Source organism: Avibacterium volantium, from assembly GCF_900635775.1.
Lineage (GTDB): Bacteria > Pseudomonadota > Gammaproteobacteria > Enterobacterales > Pasteurellaceae > Avibacterium > Avibacterium volantium.
Map to the genome: position 1 here is coordinate 1,811,601 of NZ_LR134167.1, position 23,363 is coordinate 1,834,963.

Annotated in this window: 21 protein-coding genes and 1 pseudogene; 10 read left to right on the plus strand and 12 right to left on the minus strand. The window is 41.7% G+C overall.

The window, feature by feature from the left end; all coding sequences use genetic code 11:
• Position 1: 1 nt before the first annotated feature.
• From ELZ61_RS08595 to ELZ61_RS08605, 3 genes and pseudogenes are all read right to left on the minus strand, one after another.
• Positions 2–1,198, minus strand: coding sequence for a ribosomal protein uL16 3-hydroxylase (locus tag ELZ61_RS08595; RefSeq protein WP_126372943.1), 1,197 nt, complete (start codon positions 1,196–1,198; stop codon positions 2–4).
• Positions 1,199–1,325: 127 nt separating this feature from the next.
• A pseudogene (locus ELZ61_RS08600) lies at positions 1,326–1,601 on the minus strand (RnfH family protein); the annotation flags it as partial.
• Positions 1,601–2,032 (minus strand): type II toxin-antitoxin system RatA family toxin, encoded by a 432-nt coding sequence (locus ELZ61_RS08605; RefSeq protein ID WP_126372945.1) that lies wholly within the window; start codon positions 2,030–2,032, stop codon positions 1,601–1,603. The gene ELZ61_RS08605 and the pseudogene ELZ61_RS08600, both read right to left, overlap by 1 nt.
• Before the next feature lie 100 nt (positions 2,033–2,132).
• On the opposite strand from ELZ61_RS08605, the gene ELZ61_RS08610 reads away from it, so the two are divergent.
• The 4 genes from ELZ61_RS08610 (at position 2,133) to ELZ61_RS08625 (ending at position 5,975) form a co-directional block, all read left to right on the plus strand.
• Positions 2,133–2,549, plus strand: coding sequence for an EamA family transporter (locus ELZ61_RS08610; protein ID WP_126372947.1), 417 nt, complete (start codon positions 2,133–2,135; stop codon positions 2,547–2,549).
• 50 nt (positions 2,550–2,599) lie between these two features.
• Positions 2,600–3,184 carry an aminoacyl-tRNA hydrolase gene (gene pth, locus ELZ61_RS08615; protein ID WP_103853176.1) on the plus strand — a complete coding sequence of 195 codons (585 nt, stop codon included), beginning with the start codon at positions 2,600–2,602 and terminating at the stop codon, positions 3,182–3,184.
• A 42-nt stretch (positions 3,185–3,226) separates the two neighbouring features.
• Entirely contained in the window at positions 3,227–4,318 is a 1,092-nt protein-coding gene (ychF, locus tag ELZ61_RS08620) for a redox-regulated ATPase YchF (RefSeq protein WP_115249739.1), read from the plus strand.
• Between the two features lie 346 nt (positions 4,319–4,664).
• Positions 4,665–5,975 (plus strand): nucleobase:cation symporter-2 family protein, encoded by a 1,311-nt coding sequence (locus ELZ61_RS08625; protein WP_126372949.1) that lies wholly within the window; start codon positions 4,665–4,667, stop codon positions 5,973–5,975.
• Positions 5,976–6,038: 63 nt separating this feature from the next.
• On the opposite strand, the gene ELZ61_RS08630 is transcribed toward ELZ61_RS08625, so the two are convergent.
• On the minus strand, positions 6,039–7,115 hold the full coding sequence (locus ELZ61_RS08630; protein WP_126372951.1) for a TIGR01620 family protein: 1,077 nt from the start codon (positions 7,113–7,115) through the stop codon (positions 6,039–6,041).
• A 32-nt stretch (positions 7,116–7,147) separates the two neighbouring features.
• On the minus strand, positions 7,148–8,551 hold the full coding sequence (locus tag ELZ61_RS08635; RefSeq protein WP_126372953.1) for a YcjX family GTP-binding protein: 1,404 nt from the start codon (positions 8,549–8,551) through the stop codon (positions 7,148–7,150).
• A 65-nt stretch (positions 8,552–8,616) separates the two neighbouring features.
• On the opposite strand from ELZ61_RS08635, the gene ELZ61_RS08640 reads away from it, so the two are divergent.
• The 5 genes from ELZ61_RS08640 to ELZ61_RS08660 are packed head-to-tail and all read left to right on the plus strand — an operon-like array spanning position 8,617 to position 14,030.
• Complete coding sequence (locus ELZ61_RS08640; RefSeq protein ID WP_126372955.1) at positions 8,617–10,314, plus strand: ABC transporter substrate-binding protein; 1,698 nt, start codon at positions 8,617–8,619, stop codon at positions 10,312–10,314.
• Positions 10,311–11,276 carry an ABC transporter permease gene (locus tag ELZ61_RS08645; protein ID WP_126372957.1) on the plus strand — a complete coding sequence of 322 codons (966 nt, stop codon included), beginning with the start codon at positions 10,311–10,313 and terminating at the stop codon, positions 11,274–11,276. Before ELZ61_RS08640 ends, ELZ61_RS08645 begins: the two co-directional genes overlap by 4 nt.
• The gene (locus ELZ61_RS08650) at positions 11,266–12,153 is read left to right on the plus strand and encodes an ABC transporter permease subunit (RefSeq protein ID WP_126372959.1); all 888 of its coding nucleotides are present in this window, start codon (positions 11,266–11,268) and stop codon (positions 12,151–12,153) included. The genes ELZ61_RS08645 and ELZ61_RS08650 overlap by 11 nt, the downstream gene beginning before the upstream one ends.
• 8 nt (positions 12,154–12,161) lie before the next feature.
• Positions 12,162–13,220 carry a peptide ABC transporter ATP-binding protein gene (locus ELZ61_RS08655; protein WP_126372961.1) on the plus strand — a complete coding sequence of 353 codons (1,059 nt, stop codon included), beginning with the start codon at positions 12,162–12,164 and terminating at the stop codon, positions 13,218–13,220.
• 9 nt (positions 13,221–13,229) lie between these two features.
• On the plus strand, positions 13,230–14,030 hold the full coding sequence (locus ELZ61_RS08660; protein ID WP_126372963.1) for a peptide ABC transporter ATP-binding protein: 801 nt from the start codon (positions 13,230–13,232) through the stop codon (positions 14,028–14,030).
• Positions 14,031–14,164: 134 nt separating this feature from the next.
• On the opposite strand, the gene glyA is transcribed toward ELZ61_RS08660, so the two are convergent.
• The 7 genes from glyA to ELZ61_RS08695 form a co-directional block, all read right to left on the minus strand.
• Positions 14,165–15,430 carry a serine hydroxymethyltransferase gene (gene glyA / locus ELZ61_RS08665; protein ID WP_126372965.1) on the minus strand — a complete coding sequence of 422 codons (1,266 nt, stop codon included), beginning with the start codon at positions 15,428–15,430 and terminating at the stop codon, positions 14,165–14,167.
• Positions 15,431–15,542: 112 nt separating this feature from the next.
• On the minus strand, positions 15,543–16,850 hold the full coding sequence (purD, locus tag ELZ61_RS08670) for a phosphoribosylamine--glycine ligase (protein ID WP_126372967.1): 1,308 nt from the start codon (positions 16,848–16,850) through the stop codon (positions 15,543–15,545).
• Between the two features lie 20 nt (positions 16,851–16,870).
• Positions 16,871–18,475: a bifunctional phosphoribosylaminoimidazolecarboxamide formyltransferase/IMP cyclohydrolase gene (purH, locus tag ELZ61_RS08675; protein WP_126372969.1), complete on the minus strand. Its 1,605-nt coding sequence runs from the start codon at positions 18,473–18,475 to the stop codon at positions 16,871–16,873.
• A 231-nt stretch (positions 18,476–18,706) separates the two neighbouring features.
• Complete coding sequence (locus ELZ61_RS08680) at positions 18,707–19,114, minus strand: DoxX family protein (RefSeq protein ID WP_103854912.1); 408 nt, start codon at positions 19,112–19,114, stop codon at positions 18,707–18,709.
• Between the two features lie 158 nt (positions 19,115–19,272).
• Positions 19,273–19,860: a DNA glycosylase gene (locus tag ELZ61_RS08685; protein WP_126372971.1), complete on the minus strand. Its 588-nt coding sequence runs from the start codon at positions 19,858–19,860 to the stop codon at positions 19,273–19,275.
• Entirely contained in the window at positions 19,861–21,510 is a 1,650-nt protein-coding gene (locus ELZ61_RS08690; protein WP_126372973.1) for an LTA synthase family protein, read from the minus strand.
• A 32-nt stretch (positions 21,511–21,542) separates the two neighbouring features.
• Positions 21,543–22,802, minus strand: a complete 1,260-nt coding sequence (locus ELZ61_RS08695; protein WP_126372975.1) for an O-antigen ligase family protein — start codon at positions 22,800–22,802, stop codon at positions 21,543–21,545.
• A gap of 216 nt (positions 22,803–23,018) precedes the next feature.
• Between ELZ61_RS08695 and ELZ61_RS10830 the strand changes: the two genes are divergently transcribed.
• Positions 23,019–23,336, plus strand: a complete 318-nt coding sequence (locus ELZ61_RS10830; RefSeq protein WP_277870316.1) for a hypothetical protein — start codon at positions 23,019–23,021, stop codon at positions 23,334–23,336.
• The last annotated feature ends 27 nt before the right edge of the window (positions 23,337–23,363 follow it).

The window sequence follows — 23,363 nt, forward strand, 5'->3', positions numbered from 1 at the left end:
TTTAATCCAACAATACCCAGCCATCATCAAGCCAGTTGCATAGGCTGTCTAACAATAATTCCATTACACTTTCTTTATCTTGCACGTCAAGCATTAAGGCTTGCAAATCGCCTAAGCCAAGGCTTTCGCCATCTGCTAAGCGTTTTAAAATTTGTGCTTCAAGGGGATTGAGTTCATCTAGCCATTCGCCATTGGCATAAATACGCAACGGATGCTCGGTGTAAAGCAATTTGCAATTATTATCTTGTGAAAGCAAACAATCTTCCTCCAAAAGCGACCGCACTTCGTCAGGATCGCACTCCCCTTCCGTTGGCAATAATTCGTAGCGTCTGCTACTTACTGTGCTTGCTAAGGCTTGTTTGAATAAAGCGTCAAATTGCGGGCTTTCCGCAAGGCTGGCAAGAAATTGTTGCTTAATGGTGGCGATATTTTGCTGTGCCAATAAACCTGTGGGTTGAAGATTAGGGCTAAGGCGCAGTGGAATTAAAAATTCGCTTAGATCCAATTCTAAATTCGGTTGATTAAAAGCTTTGCCCACATTTTCAAAAATATCCGCTAAATTAGGATAACGTAAGCCGAAAGAGAACGTCAGGCAATCATCTTGCGCCACGCCATAATGGGATAAACGCGAAGGCACATAAAGCACATCACCGGGTGCAAGCACTTCATCAAGCACCAATTCGCCCATATCATCAAAAATACGGATCGGCTGGTTCGGCTTGAACTCGGTGGTTGGATCGCACCATTTGCCAAGCTGCCAACGGCGATGTCCGTAACCTTGCACGAGGAACACGTCATATTCATCATAATGTCGCCCTACTGAACCACCTTGCGGCGCGTAAGACACCATAATATCGTCCCGTTGCCATTGCGGAATAAAGCCAAAGGCGTTCCAAAGCTGGCCTAATTCTGGCGACCATTGTTCCATATTTTGCACCAGCACCGTCCATTGTGTTGGCACATCAACAAAATCTTGCTCTGCCAGCGGGCTAACTTTGAGTTCCCAATTCTCATCGATGTGTTGCTTAATTAAGCGCGCGGTAACTTCTTCGCCCTGCGCCAGTTCAATAATATCTTCTGGCTCAAACTGCCCCACAATTTGTGGCAGACCATTGCGAATTAATAAGGGTTTCTTTTGCCAATATTCTTGCAAAAATTGTTCTGGGCTAATGTGATCGGGTAAGCAAAATTTAATCATTGCCTTGTTCCTCTTGAGTTGAAGATGGTGTTGCCAATTGGGATACAGATTGTTGATCTTGGGCTAATTGTTTTGCGCGTTTTTTCGCTTCTTTTTCAGCTTGCTTTTGCGCTTGCTGTTCTTGCAACTGCTGTGCCGCACGCTTACGGCGGATTTCTTTAGGATCAGCCAATAACGGGCGATAAATCTCAATGCGATCGCCATTTTCTAGCACATCGGTGAGCTTCGCAGGGCGGCTGAAAATGCCAATTTTATTTTCGCGTAAATCAATTTCACTAAATTGATGCAAAATACCCGATTGCAAAATCGCCGTTTGCACCGTTGTACCTTGCTCCATATGCAAAGTTTTCAAAAAATAACGATCAGGCAAGGCATAAGCAATTTCAATTTTTAATTTAGACATTAGGCGTAAACCTCCTTAGCGCGTTGCTTAAACGCATCGATCATTTTGCTGGTAAGATGGGTAAAAATCTGCCCGAACGCCATTGCAATAATCGGATTAGAAAATTCAAAATCCAGTTTTAAGGCAATTTTGCAACACTGCTCATCAATTTCCACAAACTGCCATTCCCCTTGTAAAAACTTGAAAGGCCCTTCCACCAACTGCATTTGAATACGCTGATTTTCCACCATTGTATTTTGCGTGGTAAAACGCTGGCGAATGCCTGCCTTGCTGATCACCAATTCTGCCGTGAGCTGATTTTGCTGACGGCTTAGGGTTCGGCTTTCCACGCAGCCCGGCACAAACTCAGGATAGCGTTCATAATTATTCACCAAATCATACATTTGTTTGGCACTGTAAGGCACTAAGGCACTTTGATTAACACTTGGCATTTTATTTATACTTAGTATTTTTCTCTAAAAAAACTTTGCTATTATAGCGAATATCAAACAAAAGTGCGGTGATAAACACACGAAAAAATAAGGAAAAACGATGAATTGGGTCATTTTCGCCATTGGATCAGCATTTTTCGCTGGGCTAACTGCCATTTTAGGCAAACTCGGCGTGGAAGGCATTAACAGCAACCTTGCGACATTTATCCGCACCATTGTGGTACTCGTGGTCGCTGGCGGCATTATTACTCTGCGCAACGAATGGCAACTGCCCCAACATATCGCCACCAAACCCTTTATTTTCCTGCTATTATCTGGTGTTGCCACTGGGCTTTCTTGGCTTTGTTACTACCGCGCCCTACAACTTGCCCCTGCCTCTTGGGTCGCCCCGATTGATAAATTGAGTGTCGTCATCGCCATTGTGCTAGGCGTGGTGCTATTAGGCGAACCAATCAGCTTAAAACTTATCATCGGATCAATTTTAATTTTGAGCGGTGTATTGGTGTTGGCGTTGTAGCTGTTTTTTCGCTACAATAGCCCACTATTTTTTGTCCAGTTAAAGAAAGTATGTCAGAAATTAAACTCATTGTTGGGCTGGCTAACCCCGGCGATAAATATGCCGACACGCGCCATAATGCAGGGGAATGGGTGATTGATCGCCTTGCTCGTCAATTTAATTTTCAGCTGAAAGAAGAAAGTAAATTTTTTGGTAAAACGGCAAGAGCGGTGATTTTTGGCGAAGAAATTCGTTTTCTCGTTCCTACCACCTTTATGAATTTAAGCGGTAAAGCGGTGAGTGCATTAGCCAATTTTTACCGTATTAAACCTGAAGAAATTCTGATTATTCACGATGAGCTTGATCTTCCGCCCGGTGTTGCCAAAATTAAACAAGGGGGCGGACACGGTGGGCATAACGGTTTGCGTGATAGTATTGCTCAGTTGGGTAATAATAAAAATTTTTACCGTCTGCGCGTAGGCATTGGACACCCTGGTGATAAAAATCTGGTTTCTGCCTATGTGCTAGGCAAACCTTCGCCAAGCGATTGGCAACTGATTGACAAAGCCTTAGATGAAGCCGCCGCGTGCGTGGAAATTCTCATCAAAGAAGGCATTACAAAAGCAACAAATCGACTCAATAGCTTTAAAGCGTAAAACACTTAACGCTTTAAAACATAACACAATTAAGGAAACATTATGGGATTCAAATGTGGTATCGTGGGCTTACCAAACGTGGGTAAATCCACCCTTTTTAACGCATTAACAAAAGCAGGTATTGAAGCGGCGAACTATCCGTTCTGTACCATCGAACCAAACACCGGCGTTGTGCCAATGCCAGATCCACGTTTAGACGCATTAGCGGAAATCGTTAAGCCTGAACGTGTATTGCCAACCACAATGGAATTTGTGGATATTGCAGGCCTTGTAGCTGGTGCAAGCAAAGGGGAAGGCTTGGGCAACAAATTCCTTGCGAATATTCGTGAAACGGACGCCATCGGCCACGTTGTGCGTTGTTTTGAAAATGATGACATCGTTCACGTTGCAGGGAAAATCGATCCTGCTGAAGACATCGACACCATCAACACCGAGCTTGCACTGGCTGATTTAGACAGCTGTGAGCGTGCTATTCAACGCTTACAAAAACGCGCTAAAGGTGGCGATAAAGAAGCCAAATTTGAATTAAGTGTAATGGAAAAAATTCTGCCTGTGTTAGAAAATGCAGGAATGATTCGCTCAGTAGATTTAGACAAAGACGAATTACACGCCATTAAAAGCTATAACTTCTTAACCTTAAAACCGACAATGTATATCGCTAACGTAAACGAAGACGGTTTTGAAAATAACCCTTATTTAGATCGCGTACGTGAAATTGCAGAAAAAGAAGGTGCTGTGGTTGTGCCTGTGTGTGCCGCCATTGAATCGGAAATCGCTGAGCTTGACGATGAAGAAAAAGTAGAATTCTTGCAAGATCTTGGCATTGAAGAACCAGGTTTAAACCGTGTGATCCGCGCAGGTTATGCCTTATTAAACTTACAAACCTACTTCACCGCTGGCGTAAAAGAAGTGCGCGCGTGGACAGTTTCCGTAGGCGCAACCGCACCAAAAGCCGCTGCCGTCATTCACACGGATTTTGAAAAAGGCTTTATCCGCGCTGAAGTGATTTCTTATGATGATTTCATTCAATACAAAGGCGAAAACGGCGCAAAAGAAGCGGGCAAATGGCGTTTAGAAGGAAAAGATTATATCGTGCAAGATGGCGATGTAATGCACTTCCGTTTTAATGTGTAATTTTCTGCTAAACAACGCTTTTTAATCAAAAATCTCACCGCGCTTTTTAAAATGTAGTGAGATTTTTTTCATTCCCTGAATAATCCCCTTATACAACTTATAGATTTTTGATTCTCTGGTGTTAGGTCATTTATTTCACTCCAGTTAGCTGTCCTTTGCATTATCTTGCCCCCTTACTCGCCCAATGAACAAACTGATACAACGGCTTAAAGCTTAATTTATATAAAAGATAGAAAAACAAAGTGCGGTGCGATTTTACTAAGTTTTAACCGTGCAAAAGCAAACGATTGCTTAAAATCCATTTTCAAGTATAATGCGCGCTATTTTTTATTACTCAGGAAAGCTTATGAACAACAACCTACTCTATTCCGTTGAAGACAAACCGCCTTTCGGGTTAAGTCTATTATTAGCCGCTCAGCATTTGCTTGCCGCCTTAGGGGGGATTATTGCTGTGCCATTGGTGATCGGGAATGTATTAAAATTACCCACTGAAGACACCATCACCCTAGTAAACGCCGCGCTACTTATTTCAGGTGTGGTAACCATTATTCAATGCCGTGGTTTAGGCCCAATCGGTATTCGCTTGCCAAGTGTAATGGGAACAAGTTTCACCTTTGTGGCCGCAGCTCTTGCCATTGGCTTTAGTGAAGATGGCGTTGCGGGAATTTTAGGGGCTTCGCTAGTGGGATCGTTGGTGATGATCATCGGTAGCTTCTTTATGCCTTATATCCGTAAATTATTCCCGCCTGTGGTAACAGGAACCGTGGTGATGATGATCGGTCTTAGCCTTATTCCTGTGGCGGTGGATTGGTTCGCTGGCGGACAACGCAACGATCCGAATTATGCCACGCCAGAAAACCTGATGATGGCAAGTTTCGTGTTAGTCATCGTGGTGATTTTAGTGCAATGGGGTAAAGGCATTTTTTCCGCCGCAGCCATTGTGATTGGAATGATGACAGGCTATGTGGTGGCACTCGCCCTAGGTTGGGTGAATTTTGATGGGGTGAAACAAGCGCAAATTTTCGCCGTGCCGCAACCGCTACACTTTGGTCTATCCTTCCCTATCGCAGGAATTATTGGTATGTCCATCGCCTATTTGGTAACCATTGTGGAATCAAGCGGTAACTTCTTAGCCTTGGGGAACGCTACGAAAACGGAAATCACAGGGAAACATTTACGCGGCGGCGTGTTGTGTGATGGTTTAGGTTCAGCCCTTGCGGCGATTATGTCCACTACGCCGTTTTCTTCTTTCTCGCAAAATATCGGCGTGATTTCTCTTACTGGCGTGGCAAGCCGCTATGTAGTTGCCATAACTGGGGCATTATTGGTGCTAGCAGGCTTATTCCCAGTATTTGGTGCGTTAATTGTGTCAATTCCACTACCAGTGCTTGGCGGTGCGGGACTGATGATGTTCGCAATGATTATTGCCGCAGGTATTCAAATGCTAGATAGCATTGAACGTAGCAAACGCAACGGCTTAATCATCGCCATTTCCATTGGTTGTGGCTTAGCCGTAACCACTCGCCCAGAATTGCTCGAAAAACTACCGCACTTTTTCAAAGAAGTGCTTGGTTCAGGCATTACTGTGGGATCCTTATTAGCGTTAATTTTGAACTTAGTTCTGCCGCAAGATAAAAAACCAAAAGAGAATGCTTAAAGGTTCATTTTATTAATAAAAAAATTGCCCCTAGTTATCAACGCTAGGGGCAATTTTTATCGATTAATCTGCTTTTTTACTTGGCAACAATAAGCCCTTTAAATTCGATAACACTTCTTTTTGAATATGCTTTAAACGTGGGCGTTCTTCTTGCTTAAAGGCAAGTGGGCGGCAGAATTCCATTGCTTTAATGCCAAGCCTTGCGGTAAGCAGCCCCACGCCGACACCTTGGGCAATGCGGGCGGAAAATTTCGCCGTAACATCTTGTGAAAGCCAATCCATTCCAATATCTTGGATCACTTCGGTTGCTCCTGCAAACGCCATATTTAACAATACCATTCGCAATAAACGTAGGCGGCTAAAATACCCTAGTTCAATATGATAAAGTTTGGCTAACTGATTGATTAAGCGAATATTTCGCCACGCAATAAAAAACACATCAACCACCGCCAAAGGGCTAACCGCAACAATGGCCGCGGCTTCAATGGCATTTTTGCTAATCAATTTTTGGGCTTGTTTATCGATAGGTTTTAACACCGTTTGGCTGAATAAATAGGCGGTTTCACTGGCGGAATACCCTTCATTAGCCTGCTTTTGCCACTGGATAAATTCTGGCGATTGCGGCGAAATATCCATTGCTTTCATAATATCTTGGCAGAGCTGTTGAACTTTTTCACTTTCTTGTGGGGAAAAATCTTGCTGAAAATCCACCGCACTTTGCTGGCGTACAGATTGGCGGTTAAGCAAGGTTTGGCTTTGCGCTTGCAAGATCATTCGTTTTTTTAACTTCACCAGCTTACGCCATTCACTGACAATCGCGCTGATTCCCAATGCCACCAAGGAACAACTTGCCACGGCAAAAGAGAAATAAATCCATTGGTGATTTTGCCAGCTATCAATCAACCATTGCACCGACTGCGCAATCACAGCACCGCCAAAAAAGAGTGCAGAACCTGCCAGCCATTTTTTCCACCAACGGGGTTTTGGCTGCACTGCTTGCTCAAACTGTGGTGCGAGATCACCCAGTTCATCTTCCACTTCCGCTTCAATAATTAAATTCTCTTGCGAAAAAGTTTGTTTCGGCGCAAAGGCTTGTTGTTCTTGATCTTCAAGTGCGGTGTGAAAAATTTGTTTTTTCATTGGTTATCTCCGTTACGATCAATGCTGTGCGATCAATCCAGTTTATCCGCGAGTAAAAATTGCAGTACGGCGTCCATTCGTAAATGGGGAATAGGGTTGCCTTGTTCAAGGGGCAGGGGTTCAAATTGATCAAATTCAAAATGTTGAGTTTGCCAAAATTGCGCATTCGGTAAGCGGCTTGGCACTTCCCCGGGGTAAAGGGTGATTTTTTGCTGATCTTTTTGTCGAACACCTTGGATCGCAGGATAAAACTTGCCATTTTGATTTACCGTAACCTGTTGCGTGGCACGAATGGCTGCAATGGCGCTGTATGCGGTTTCAATGCCTTCATATTCCACATAACGACCGCCCTCTTGCACAAGCTGACGTAGCAGGCTAACCAAATTATGGCGTTGATCTTTAGTGATGTGATCTGCTTTGGTGGCAAGGAACATTAATTTATCAATTTTTGGTGAAAACAAACGATTAAGCAAGGTGCGTTTGCCATAATGAAAGCTCTTAAATAAGGCTTGCAATCCTTCTTGCATATCTAAAAAAGCACGTTGGCTATGATTAAGCGGGGTAAGGCAATCAGCCAAGATCACTTGTCGATCAAAGGTGGAAAAATAATCCCGATAAAAACCTTTGACGATATGTTGGCAATAATAATCGTAACGCTTTGTTAAAAAAGCAAAATAGCTATTGCTATCGGCTTTTTTCAAGGCTTGCCATTGTTCTGCATTAAGATGAACCAAGGGGAAAAATTGCACCGCTGGCGAGCCTTCCAGCTCCCCCATTAACACAAAACGCCCCGGTTGAATAAAATGCAAGCCCTGCGCTTTACAAGCAAGTAAGTATTCCGTGTAATCCTTTGCCAGCTGCGCCAGCACTTCTTCATCGGCTTTCGCAAATAAGTCAATTTTCTCGAGTTTTTCGCGCCATTTTTGCGCTAACTCAAGGCGTTGTCCTTGCATAAGCTGGCGCTGTTGTTCGCTCCATTGTTGAAAATCTAATTCGAGCAAGGGTAAGTCTAGTAGCCATTCCCCTGGGTAATCAAAAATATCGAGATAAAGGGTGCTAGTTTCTTTTAAATGCCGCCATAAGCCACGCTGTTGGTAACGAATGGCCAAGCGAGTTTCACTCACGCCACGGGTGGAATCAGGCCAATGTGGTGGCTCGTCCGTTAAACATTTCAAATTGTTTTCATATTCAAAGCGGGGAATGTGCATCGTGCGCTGTTCAATGCGTTTTACGGCTAAAATCCGTTTATCGCGCGCCGCATCAAATAAGGGTAAATGGGCGTTATCTACCGCATTAATATGCAAAAGTTGGTTCACAAGGCTGGTAATAAAGGCCGTTTTGCCGCTACGACTTAGCCCAGTTACGGCTAAACGCAAAGTGCGGTCAAATCCGCGGTCAATCAGGTTATCCAGTTCTTTTTGAATATAATCAAACATTTTATTTCTAAATTTCGCCAATATACTTTAAAATTTCGTCATAATTTATCACAAATATGCCTGTTATGTTTATAAGAAAAATCGTTGTTTCTGCTATTTTGCTGAGTGCAAGCCTAATCAGTTTGCCAAGTTTTAGCGCCCCTAAAGTGCCAAAAATTCTCACGCAAAATGGGTTAATTTATTGCACGCAGGCAAACGGTTTATCCTTCAATCCGCAAACGAGCGATGCGGGAACCAGTATGAATGTGGTAACCGAACAGATTTACAATAAATTATTTGAAATCAAGAATAACAGCGCAACCGTTGAGCCAGTGCTGGCGCAGAGTTATAGCCTGTCCGCAGACGGCAAAACCATCACCATTAATTTACGCAAAGGGATTAAGTTCCATCAAACGGATTGGTTTACTCCAACACGCGATTTTAATGCGGAAGATGTGGTATTTTCACTTAATCGTGTGCTAGGACATAACACGGATTTGCCGACTTTAGAAACCTTGGTGGACTACAAAAATCCGCAATATCGTATTTTCCACGAGCAAGCGCGCAAAGTGCGTTTTCCTTATTTTGAAAGCATTAAATTAAGCGAAAAAATTGAGTCTGTGGTTGCCACTTCGCCCTATCAAGTGCAAATCCAGCTTTTTCAGCCTGATGCGTCCATTCTTTCTCACCTTGCCAGTCAATACGCCATTATTTTCTCACAAGAATATGCCTTACAGCTCAACGCTGATGACAACCTTTCTCAGCTAGATACCTTGCCGGTGGGAACGGGCCCTTATAAAGTGCAAAACTTCGTGCGAAATCAATATGTTCGTTTAGCAAGAAATGACGATTATTGGCGTAAGAAAGGGAAAATTGAGCATATTATTATTGATCTTTCCACAGACCGAACCGGGCGTTTGATTAAATTCTTAAATGGCGAATGTCAGATCACCTCTAGCCCTGATGTAAGCCAACTGGGGATTTTAAAACAGTTTGATGAGCGCTATTATTTGAAGTCCACTGAAGGAATGAATTTATCCTATCTGGCATTTAATTTCCTAAAACCTACGATGAAAGATCTGGATCTGCGCCGAGCCATCTCGCAAGGTATTGATCGGGAACGTATTATTCATCGGATTTATCATAATACGGCAAGTGTGGCGAATAATATTATTCCTAATATTTCTTGGGCGGCAACGGTGAACACACCTGATTTTGCCTATGATTACAACCCGAAAGCCGCCAAGGCCTTTTTACAAGATAAACAACTCAAGCTCACAATGTGGGTGCTAAACGAAGAACAGGTGTATAACCCTTCGCCAATCAAAATGGCAGAATTAATCAAATGGGATTTGGCACAAGTGGGGGTGGAATTAGCCATTCGCCCTGTAACTCGCACTTATTTAATTGAGCAGCTGCGAAATGGCTCGGAAGATTACGATTTGATTCTCACTGGCTGGCTTGCGGGGAATTTAGATCCCGATAGCTTTATGCGCCCGATTTTAAGCTGCGGCACAGTCAATGACATCACTAATCTTTCCAACTGGTGTTATGCGCCTTTTGAAGATGCAATGAACCGCGCTTTAAATACCACGCATTTACGTTCACGCGCCAATTATTATAATATTGCACAAGAAATTATTTTGTCAGAATTACCCATTATTCCTGTGGCGAATGTAAAACGAATGTTGATTGCAAATTCACGGGTGAAAGGCTTGGAGCTTGCGCCTTTTGGTAGCATTAACTTTACTACGCTATCCTATCAACAAGGAGAGAAAAAATGATTTTGTCGTTTTTCAGGCATCTTATCTTGTTGGTGATCACCTTAGTGATTCTTTCTATCATTAGCTATGCGGTGCTAATGCGCGATCCGCTCAATGAAGTGCTGGCAACGCCGCATTTTTATTCGGGCTATTTTTTCTATGTGAAAAATTTACTCAATGGGGATTTGGGGATTAGCTATAACGGTGGTGATTCCCTAAGTGATTTAGTTCTCACCGTGCTACCGCCTACCCTTGAGCTTTGCTTTACCGCCATTTTACTGGCGTTGCTCTTTGGCATTCCTTTAGGGCTAATTGGGGCGATTTATCGTAAAAAATTCTTCGGAAAAATCATCCGCACTTTGTCTGTCATAGGGCTTTCACTACCTGTGTTTTGGCTTGCGCCTCTGTTGCTTTATGCGGCGGCTATTTATGGTTGGGAGATTGCTGCTATTGGGCAATATAATTTGCTCTATGAAATTCAGTCCATCACGGGGTTTCCTATTATTGACGTTTGGTTTATTGATGAACCTTATCGCATTAAGGTGATCCAAAATGTGCTGCAGCACCTAATTTTGCCAACCTTAGTGCTAACCATTTGGCCAACAATGGAAATTATTCGTATCGTACAAGAGCGTGCTGCCTATTTGTTTGAGCAGCCTTACATCAAAATTTCAATGACAAGAGGCTGGTCAATGTGCAAGATTTTGCGTACGCATATTTTACGCAACACCTTGCCATTATTAGTACCGCAAATGACGCGATTATTCACCCTTGTGATTGCACAATGTATGTTGGTTGAAGGCACCTTTGGTTGGTCTGGCATTGGGCGTTGGCTGATTAATGCCGTTGCCCAGCAAGATTACAACAGTATTTCCGCAGGCATTATCGTGATTGGATTATGTATTATTGTGGTGAATTTATTGGTAGAAACGCTCACCTTTGTGTTAGATCCGTTAAATAAGAAAGGTTGGTATGCAAGATAAAGATCCGGCAGAATTTCGCCACACAGCAACATTAACCACCATTTGGAAATTATTTCGCCAAGATAAAGTGGCGCTTGCCAGTTTTTATCTATTTTTGTTGTTTATTTTGACCGCACTTTTTAGTAGATTTATTGCCCCTTATCCAGCTGAAACGCAGTTTATCGGTTTTGAGTTAATGCCCCCATCTTGGGTGAATGGCGGAAAAATTGCCTATTTCTTTGGCACGGACGACATTGGACGTGATGTGCTAAGCCGATTAATTACAGGAACAACCTACACCTTAGGCTCAGCCTTAATTGTGGTGATTTTCACCGCAATTTTAGGTGGCATTATGGGCGTTTGGGCTGGAATGTCGCAAGGGATTAAATCGCGTATACTTGGGCATTTTCTTGATGCTTTCCTTTCCACGCCCATTTTGTTGATTGCCATTATTATTGCTACCTTAATGCAGCCTAGCCTGATTAACGCAATGCTTGCCATTACCTTGGCCTTATTACCACACTTTATTCACGAAATTTACCAAGCCATTCAAAAAGAGCTGAAAAAAGAATACATTTTAATGCTCCGTCTTGAAGGGGCATCAAATTGGATTTTGTTAAAAGAGGCTATTTTCCCCAATATTTGGGTGAAATATATCCAAGAAATCACCCGCGCTTTTACCATCGCCATTTTGGATATTAGTGCATTAAGTTTTATTTCTCTCGGTGCGCAAAGCCCAATGCCTGAATGGGGCGTGATGATTAAAGATTCTCTCGAACTAATTTACCTTGCACCTTGGACGGTAATCCTACCAGGGATTGCCATTATGGCGGTGATCTTAGTTGCGCTATTACTCGGCAACGGCATTAATAAAGCCATTGAAAAATATTATGAATAGGAATTCCTATGGCACTACTTGATATTCGTAATCTTTGCATAGAAATAAAAACGCCAAATGGTCGAGTAAAAATCATCGATAACGTCAATCTCACCTTAAATGAAGGGGAAATTTGCGGTTTAGTCGGGGAATCAGGTTCAGGAAAAAGTCTGATTGCAAAAGTAATTTGTAACACCATTAAGGACTCGTGGGTTGTTACCGCTGATCGCTTTCGTTTTAATGATGTGGAACTGCTCAAACTTAGCCCACATAAAAGACGAAAATTAGTGGGCAAAGAAATTTCAATGATCTTCCAAGAGCCACTGACTAATCTAGATCCCAGCAGCAAAATTGGCAAACAACTGATCCAAAATATTCCCTCTTGGACATTCAAAGGGCGCTGGTGGCAATGGTTTGGCTGGAAAAAACGCCGCGCCATTGAATTATTACACCGTGTGGGGATTAAAGATCATAAAGACATAATGAACAGCTACCCCGATGAAATCACCGAAGGGGAAGGGCAAAAAGTGATGATCGCCGCCGCCGTTGCCAACCAACCGCGCTTATTAATTGCCGATGAGCCAACCAACGCATTGGAATCCATCACTAAAGTGCAAATTTTTCGTCTGCTGTTGAATATGAACCAAAACCAAGGTACATCTATCTTGCTAGCAAGCAATGATATTAATAGTATCCGTGAATGGTGCGACAGTTTCAGCGTGCTTTATTGTGGGCAAAATGCGGAATCTGGGTCGAAAGAAAGTGTACTCAACACGCCACATCACCCTTACACCAATGCGCTGCTGCATTCTATTCCTGATTTTAAACAGCCACTACCTCTCAAAAGCCGTTTAGGCACATTGCGCGGTAGTGTGCCACTGTTGGATCAGCTACCTATTGGCTGTCGTCTTGGCCCGCGTTGTCCATTTGCGCAGAAAAAATGTATTAATAAACCACCAACAAGACGAATTAAACATCACGAATTTGCCTGCCATTTTCCACTGAATTTACGTGAAAATCAGCGAAAAGAAAGAGAAGATGTGGCAACACCACTTATCATTAATACGGATGAAAATAACGAAGAATAGGAAAAGCGAATGAGTGCCTTATTAAAAATTGAAAATTTATCCAAATCCTTTGATGATAATGTCGGCATTTTTTCATCTAGCCAGTTTGTTGCGGTGGAAAATGTCAGCTTCCAGTTAGAGAGTAAGAAAACCTTAGCGATTATTGGCAAAAATGGTTCAGGAAAATCCACTTTAGTAAAAATGATCGTGGGGATTATCGCACCAAGTGCGGGGGAAATTTTGTTTAAAAATAATCCCTTACAGTTTGGCGATTATCACTACCGTTCGCAGCATATTCGAATGGTTTTCCAAGATCCAAATAGTTCTTTCAACCCAAAACTCAATGTCGGGCAAATTTTGGATACCCCACTACGCCTTGCCACAGATTTAACCGAAGAAGAGCGTGATGAAAAAATCTTTGCTACTCTCAAGCTGGTAGGGCTTTATCCCGATCACGCCAGCATAAAAATCAACACAATGTCAGTGAGCCAAAAACAGCGTGTTGCTCTGGCTCGTGCCTTAATCCTTGAGCCTGAAATCATCATCACCGATGATGCCCTTGGCTCACTCGATGCCACGGTGAAAACTCAGCTAATGAATTTAATGCTCGAAATCCAAGAAAAACTAGGTATTTCTTATATTTATGTGGGGCAACATTTGGGCATTATTAAGCATATTTCTGATGATGTGTTGGTGATGGACGAAGGCAAAATGATCGAATACGGCACAACCCGTGATGTCTTCACTCACCCACAAAATGATATTACCAAACGTTTAGTTGAAAGCCATTTTGGCCAACTACTAACAGATGAATCTTGGCAAATCAGATAACCCTTATAAAATAAAGTGCGGTGGTTTTTTGCAAAGTTTTTGTAATTAAAGAACTATTGTATTACCTCATTTTATATCCCAATAAAAAACAGGCTGGATACCCTATCCAGCCTGCTTCGCACGATACTAAAAAATTACGCAGGATAAACCGGCAAATGCTGACAAATATCTAGCACTTTCGCTTTTGTTGCTGCGATAACTTCTGCTTCGTTTTCTTTACCCACGGCATCAAGCACATCGCACATCCAGCCTGCTAGCTCTTTCACTTCTGCTTCTTTAAAACCACGGCGAGTCACAGAAGGTGTGCCTACACGAATCCCTGAAGTGATAAACGGTTTTTGTGGATCATTTGGTACGGCATTTTTGTTTACCGTAATGTTCGCTTTGCCTAATGCGGCATCGGCGGCTTTTCCTGTTAAACCGTGGCTCACTAAATCCACTAAGAATAAATGGTTTTCTGTGCCGTTAGACACCACGTTATAACCACGCTGTTTAAACACTTCCACCATCGCTTTTGCGTTTTTCACCACTTGTTGCTGATAAGCTTTAAACTCTGGCTCGAGAGCTTCTTTAAAACATACCGCTTTGGCCGCAATAACGTGAACCAATGGACCACCTTGGCCAGCTGGGAAAACAGCGCTGTTTAATTTTTTGTAAAGCTCTTCATCACCGCCTTTCGCTAAAACCAAGCCACCACGCGGGCCGCCCAAGGTTTTGTGCGTTGTGGTTGTCACAACGTGCGCGTGCGGTAATGGGTTTGGATAAACACCTGCAGCGATTAAGCCTGCAACGTGCGCCATATCCACGAATAAATAAGCGCCAACTTCATCAGCAATCTCACGCATTTTCGCCCAATCAACTACTTGAGAATAGGCAGAAAAACCACCCACAATCATTTTTGGCTTAACGCGTAGCGCTTGTTCACGCAATGCGTCATAATCAATTACGCCTTCATCAGTGATACCATATTGTTCTGCGTGATAAATTTTGCCCGAAAAGCTCACTGAGGCACCGTGAGTTAAGTGTCCGCCGTGTGCCAAGCTCATTCCTAAAATGGTATCACCCGGATTTAACAATGCCATATAAACCGCCGCATTGGCTTGTGAACCTGAGTGCGGTTGCACATTGGCATAATCTGCGCCAAATAATTCTTTAGCACGGTCGATCGCTAATTGCTCAACAATATCCGCATACTCACAGCCGCCATAATAGCGTTTACCTGGGTAACCTTCCGCATATTTATTGGTAAATTGGGAACCTTGCGCTTCCATTACGCGTGGGCTGGCATAGTTTTCTGATGCGATTAATTCGATATGTTCTTCCTGACGGCGGTTTTCGTCTAAAATGGCTTGCCATAATACGGGATCGTAATCAGCGATGTTCATACTTCTTTTTAACATTGTGTTTGTCCTCTTTGTTTCAAAATATGGGGGATAGTTTACCCTGTTCTGTTACACTTTTTAATGAAAATTTAATTGTTAATTTCTCATCATCTTGATGAATTTTTTTCATCTATGACGATGACTTCTCGCGTGCAATAGCTCTCCAGCCAATATCATGGCGGAAGAAACGTCCTTGCCATTGAATTTGTTCAGCGAGTTTTAAGGCTTTCTGTTGAGCATCAAGCACGGAATCACCTAATGCGGTGGCACAAAGCACCCGTCCGCCGTTGGTGAGCAATTTACCGTTTTCTTCGCTCACGCCTGCAAGGAAAACTTTTTCATCTGCCTGCTCAGTAGTTGGTAACCCTTGGATTTCATCACCTTTGCGATAATCCGCAGGATAGCCCTCTGCCGCAAGCACGATGCCTAGCGCGGCTTGTTTTTTCCATTGCGATTTAACTTGATCGAGCTTCCCTTCGCAGGCTTTTAAGCAAAGTTCCACCAAATCAGAATCCATTCGCATCATAATAGGTTGCGTTTCAGGATCACCAAAACGGCAGTTAAATTCAATCACTTTTGGCTGACCATTTTTATCGATCATCAGGCCAGCATATAAAAAGCCTTTATATACATTGCCTTCAGCCGCCATTCCTTGCACGGTTGGATAAATAATTTGCTCCATCACACGCTGATGAATTTCAGGGGTAACCACAGGGGCTGGCGAATAAGCGCCCATTCCGCCCGTATTTAAGCCTTTGTCGCTCTCACCCACACGCTTGTGATCTTGGCTGGTTGCCATTGGCTCAACATTTTTGCCGTCCACCATCACGATAAAACTGGCTTCTTCGCCATCTAAAAACTCTTCAATCACCACGCGTGAACCTGCATCACCAAAGGCGTTGCCTGAAAGCATATCTTTAATGGCTTCTTCTGCTTCCGCTAACGTCATTGCCACAATCACACCTTTACCTGCTGCCAGACCGTCTGCTTTAATCACAATCGGTGCGCCTTTTTGGCGAACATAAGCAAGGGCTTGTTCTACATCTGTGAAGTTTTGATATTCTGCCGTTGGAATTTGATGACGCGCTAAGAAATCTTTGGTGAATGCTTTTGAGCCTTCTAGCTGAGCGGCGGCTTGGCTAGGGCCAAAAATGGTTAAACCTGCTTGTTCAAAGGCATCGACAACGCCTGCTACCAACGGGGCTTCTGGCCCTACAATGGTTAAGCCCACTTGATTTTCTTGGGCAAATTTCACTAATGCTGGAATATCTGTCGCAGAAATTGCCACATTTTCCACCGCACTTTTGCCGAAACCCTTTTCTCTCGCTGTGCCTGCATTGCCCGGGGCAACAAACACTTTACTGGCTAAAGGGGATTGCGCTACTTTCCACGCAAGGGCGTGTTCACGCCCACCATTTCCGATAATTAAAATATTCATTTTTTCTACCCCACTTTTAATTAATGACGGAAATGACGCATTCCCGTTAGCACCATCACCATATTGTGTTCATCTGCGGCATCGATCACTTCCTGATCACGCATTGAGCCACCTGGGTGAATCACACATTCAATGCCTACTTTGGCAGCAGCATCAATACCATCACGGAATGGGAAGAAGGCATCAGACGCCATTACGCAACCTTTCACTTCCAAGCCTTCATCTTGTGCTTTAATGCCCGCAATTTTGGCTGAATAAACACGGCTCATTTGTCCTGCGCCAATACCGATGGTTTGATTATCTTTGGCATACACAATGGCGTTCGATTTCACAAATTTCGCCACTTTCCAGCAAAATAGTAAATCTTGCAGTTCTTTTTCTGTTGGCTTACGTTTGCTCACCACTTGTAAATCAGCAAGATCGACCATTCCTAAATCGCTATCTTGCACTAATAATCCGCCATTAACTCGTTTAAAATCTAAGCGTTGCTGTGGCTCGCTATGCCATTCGCCACATTCTAAAACACGTACATTTTTCTTCGCTTTCAATACGGCTTTCGCCCCCTCTTGCACCACTGGGGCAATAATCACTTCAACAAATTGACGATCAACAATGGCTTGTGCTGTTGCTTCATCTAAAGGACGGTTAAAGGCAATAATGCCGCCGAAAGCTGAAGTTGGATCGGTTTGATAGGCGCGGTTGTAGGCATCTAAAATATCTTCGCCTAAGGCAACACCGCAAGGGTTCGCGTGTTTCACGATCACGCAAGCAGGTTCATTAAAACTTTTCACACATTCCAGTGCGGCGTCCGTATCGGCAATATTGTTATAAGAAAGGGCTTTGCCTTGTAGCTGTTTTGCCGTGGATACGCTGGCTTCTTTTTGTTCTTTTTCCACATAAAATGCAGCATTTTGATGACCATTTTCCCCATAACGCATTGTTTGTTTGCGAATAAAATTCAAATTCAAGGTGCGTGGGAATTGGCCGCACAGGGCATTTTGCTCTTCTTCATTTGCGGCAAAATAAGGTTTCACCAATTTACCAAAATAGTTGGCGATCATCGCATCATATTGTGCGGTATGCTCAAAGGCTTTGATGGCTAAATCAAAACGTGTTTCTAAGGTTAAGCCATTTTGATTTTGATCCATTTCAGCCAAAATCGCAGAAAAATCCTGATTATTCACCACAATCGCCACATCTTTATGATTTTTCGCTGCAGATCGCACCATTGTTGGGCCGCCAATATCAATATTTTCTACTGCATCTTCAAGGGTGCAATCTGGTTTTGCCACGGTTTGGGCGAAAGGATAAAGATTCACTACCACCATATCAATGGGATCAATCTGGTGCTGCGCCATTATTTCATCATCAACCCCACGGCGTCCTAAAATACCGCCGTGAACTTTCGGGTGCAGGGTTTTCACTCGCCCGTCCATCATTTCTGGAAAGCCTGTGTAATCGGATACTTCGATAACAGGCAAACCTTTTTCCATTAATAATTTTGCCGTGCCACCAGTGGAAAGCAGTTTCACTCCACGTTGCACTAAGCCTTGAGCAAATTCCACAATACCAGTTTTGTCTGAAACACTAAGTAAAGCCTGACGAATTGGGCGATTTGGTTGCATTGAGATTTCCTTTAATTTAATGAAATGAAAAAACGCCCGCATTATAACGCAATCGTTTGCTTTTATGTAGCAAGAAATCAAATTTCTTAACAAAAAACCAACAACTCAAGATTTCCATAGGCAAGTCGTGGCAAAAGTGCGGTGTATTTTTGAATTATTTTTCTCAAAAGACAAAAAAACCCGCTAATGCGGGTTAAAATCAACAACTCTAAAAAAGACAAATTAGTGTTATTAGCTTTTCTTGCAGACTTTGTTATCTAATGCAAAAGCGCCTGCGCCTAAGAACACAAAGTTTAAGAAAACTAAAGAATATAGCGCAGCAAGCTCACCTTTATTGACGATTGGCAATAACACGTTATCCAAAGAAGCATGAATTTGGAAATATGCCACCGCCATCATACCAGAAAGAATGAATGCCACTGGGCGAGTAAATAACCCTAAGATCAATAATGCACCACCAACGATTTCTAACACACCGCCAATGCCCATCATTGAAAAGAGTTCCACAGCACCGTTGCCACCTGTCATTGAAACTGGGTATTCAAAGAATTTTGATGTGCCGTGTAATAAAAACATATAGCCTGCAATAATGCGTAATAATCCGAGTGCATAAGGGCTAATTTTATTTAATGAATTCATAATGTTTCCTTTAAAAATAATCTTACTCCAGTAGGAGCGAAAGAGCGCGTATCATAACGGAATTGCATTACCTATACAATTCATAATAATGAAAATCACTTTTTCTTATTAGTTAATAATGAAACAATTATTCATATATAATCGATCAAAGTATTTTATTAAACCAATCCCACCATTTCAAAAAATCTCCGATAGGCCGCCACTTTTTTGTCAAAGGCAAGTGGATAAGCCCTTGAAGTGGACGGCAGACGATATAAATTGAGCGAAAAATCGGGATAAGGGTAAGAGATAAAGCTGTTGGTTTTCGGTGCTTTGACCTTTTCAGGCAATAGAGAAAGCAAAATCTCAGTAGCTTTGCCCCCTGTGGTGAAAATCCAGTGGCATTGCGGCACTTGGGGCAGCACTTCGCTAAGATTTACGCTTTCCACCACTTTCAAAAATTTATCTGAAGCATTATCTTGCTCCCGAATGGCTTTGCGCACCGTTGGACATAATGCAATGCCCTTTTGCCATAAAAAATCCTTAATTCGTGCGGGATCAAAGCGTTTTTCATTTGGCACTTGAAAATAATCTGCACGCCCGAAAAACACTTCGCCATACACACGCCACATATCATTTTGAAAATTGGGATAATGAAATTCCATACAGCGTTTTTCCGCCTTAGGGGGAAAACTTCCCATCATCATCACTGTGGCGTGCGGTGGCAATATCGCAGGAAATGGGTGGGTTTCGATTTGCTTGCTCATCTATTTCGCCACCTTTAATTGTTGATACAAATAGTGACGATAGCCTGCCAATAATTGCTCATCTTGGCAATCTTGCAATTTTCCACCGCTCAGTTTGCGCATTGCAATATTGGCTTGCATAAATTCATCGGCTGGCAATCCTGCAATTTCTAAAATTAAACCGCCTGCCTGTGCTAAATCAAGGAAATCCTGTTGTTGCTCAAAGTTAGTTTGCATATTGCTACGCACCACAAATTGCGTAATGTAATCCGGATTTGGATAATCAAATTGATAAGCAGGCTGCGCACCACTAATAGAAATTTGGTGATCACCAAAATAAGCCAGCACATAAGGTTTATGACGATTTTGCATATAGCGATTGAAATCTTCGATAACATCATTGAGCTTCACAATTCGCTGGATATAATCGTTTAATTCGCCCGTTCCTTTAGCGGTAAACCCTTGATTTTGTAGATTAAATACATTCCCAACATCGTGATAAGGCCCGTGTTCACGCATTGTAAGAACATAAACAAATAAAGGCTGATTCACCTTTTCAAGCGCAGGAATACCTTCTTTTTGCAAAATTTTCTGCACATATTGGCTCATTTCATCACTGCCAATCGTCCATAAATTTTTGCTTAACGGTGCGGGATAACCCAACTCTTGGGGCTGCAACATTAGATCAAAACCAAGATGATCATAGGCCGGCTTGGCGTTGTAATTGCCTTTTGTGAACGGCGATAAAGCCACACAATAATAGCCCTGCGCTTTCAGATTTTGGATAAAACTGTATTGCAAATGTGGCACAACAGAATAAAACACGGCATTCGCCATTGCGCCAAAATCCGTTGAAGGCAGCCCAGACAGAAACGCAAACTCTGATTTCCAGGTTGCACCACCTAAAGTATGCACACGCAAATGGCTGTTAAACTTGGTATCAGCCTGATTTTCATACATTGTAATTGGCGGAATATTGCCGCTTTCAAATACAAAGCTATGCGGGTTTAAGGTAGATTCTTGAAGCCATACCACAATATCTGGTTTCTCTGCCTGTGTGGTAAGTGGATAATCAGCAACCTGTTGTTTTTGTTTAAGAAAATAATCTGTATCCCCATCAAAAACAGGCGGTTTAAAAAACACACCACGGCAAGACATTGGTAGGTTTAAAAACACATCTCGCCCATCATCAGGCAAGGAATCAAGCCATTGCTTAATGGCTGATTTATTTTTGCTGTAATGGCAAATGGCAAAAATCGTGAAAAAAAGCACCGCACTTGCCAAAATTCGCCATTCAATACTTGCTACGTCTGCTGAGGACCAGCCCATCACGGCATAGACCAACAAGCCAATCAGCCCCACAATGGCAAAAATCGCTGAGCGATAATGCAATAAGGTTTCCCAATTCCGCCAATCGAAAACCAAAAAGAAATCCGACACCAAGAGCGGTTGTTTATAAAAATGAATTTTCAGCCTATGGAAAAGCATCAACACCACAAACAGCACCGCCGCAAAATTCAGCCCACGCTGCCACTGCCCTGTAAGGCTAAACATTAAACTGAAAAACAACACAAACTGTGCAATCGCAAAAAAATACGTCCAGCGATAATGTGAATTAATAATGAAAATCACCGCAGCGAGGGTGAAGAGGGAGAGTAGGAGGTATTGCATAGTGAAAAACATAAAATTAATTTAATATAAACTTATCTATTCTTATCTGATTGAAAACTTAAAATCATGGCATAAAATAATACTGTTAAAAAAAAGTAAAACATATTACCCGAATTATGATCTAAAAAATCCTGAGTTAAGCAATAAGACATAACTGAGGTAATATGTATTATTCCTAGTATTGCAAGTAATTGAATGTCTATATTACTTTTATTCTCTTTGTAAGCTTTATAAAACTTCCATAATGGAAATAAAAATATTAACAACAGAGATGCTAAACCAATAACACCTCGCTCCAAGAAATCATTAATATATTGATTATGAGCATGACCATATTGACTATCATGATAATTCAATACCCCCTCCTCGAATTGCTGCTGTCTTTTAAGTTTTGCGCCTTTATCCCCCCAGCCTAAAATAGGCTTTTCTTTTATTGCTATCCAAGCTGCATTCCATAAAGCCAACCTAGGAGCAATAGAACCATCCCTTTTTACATTTTCTTTATTATTCAGTGAATAACTAACTTGATTATACGCAACTTCAAGTCTATGAATGATTGCCGTTTTATTTACTAAAAATGTACCACCAAATATAAATAAAGAAAGTAGAATAGCTACTACTGAACGTTTAGAAAAATATTTATTATTTATATAAAACATAGTTACAATAATCAATGGCATTAATAACCAGCCTCCTCTTGATAAACTTAGCAGACTAGCCATAGCACCACCTAATACCCCAAAAAAATTTAATAGTGCTAATTGTCCCATATTTTTCTTTAAACAATAAAACAATATAGCTAGACTAAACATCCCTAAAGACATAGCCATATCTCCATGTTGGATAGGCATCTGAAACGAAAAGCTTAACGCACGTTGTTGTTGAAGGATAAAAACTTGATAGGAAGCAACAAGCCCAGCGGCAATAGCACCTAAAGGAATTATATACAGTAGTAGCTTTAATTTATCTCTAACAAATTGTAATAAAAAGAATATCAATAAAAAGTATAAGGCTCGACTAGGTTCGTCTAGTGTTTTACTTGATTCTGAGTAAATAAACATCACCAAGAGATATACAAAAAAATAAATACAAAATATAATATAAAACCCTAGATAGTTTTTATTAAAAACATTCACCTTATTCTTAAAATAAGCAACTAGAAAATAAAATAATCCTAATACAGATAATACTATTCCCACTCCATACGCTTTTGGTATTACTATCAGACCAACAAAGAATATCGTCATTGTTAAATTGATAACAAATGAATAAGAATTTTTGTAAAGAATCATTGCTAACTTACCTACTTTCCTATGGTATTTATTCAAATACTACACTTTTTTTCATAATATTTCTACTATTTACATTATTTTAAGTTAAAAAAACGGCATAACTTCTCAATTGACTATTGACAATAGCTTAAGGTAAAATACTGGAGCTATAAAGTTTGTATTTTTACAAACATCAAACAATTTAACATTCTATGTGTTTCAAGAGTTCAGAAACTTATGCTTGATTACATCTTATCCTTACCCCGCAGTATAAAAAGGCTTATATCAATCATTATTGATATGCTTTTGATCACGCTCTCTTACTTTCTCGCCCTAGGGATTAGGCTAGAGTTTAACCAAGAACTTAGCCAAGCTAAAAACTGGTATATAATTTTACTAGTTGGAAGTATTTCTGTTCTTTTTTTCATCAAGCTAGGATTATATCGGGCTATTATTCGTTTTGTTACAATAAAATTTACTCAAGTTGCTATTCTTGCTTCAATTTTATCAACAGCCACGCTATTAGCCGTTGTATTTATACTTCAATTTACCTAGATCAATTCCTTTTCTCTATTTTATCTT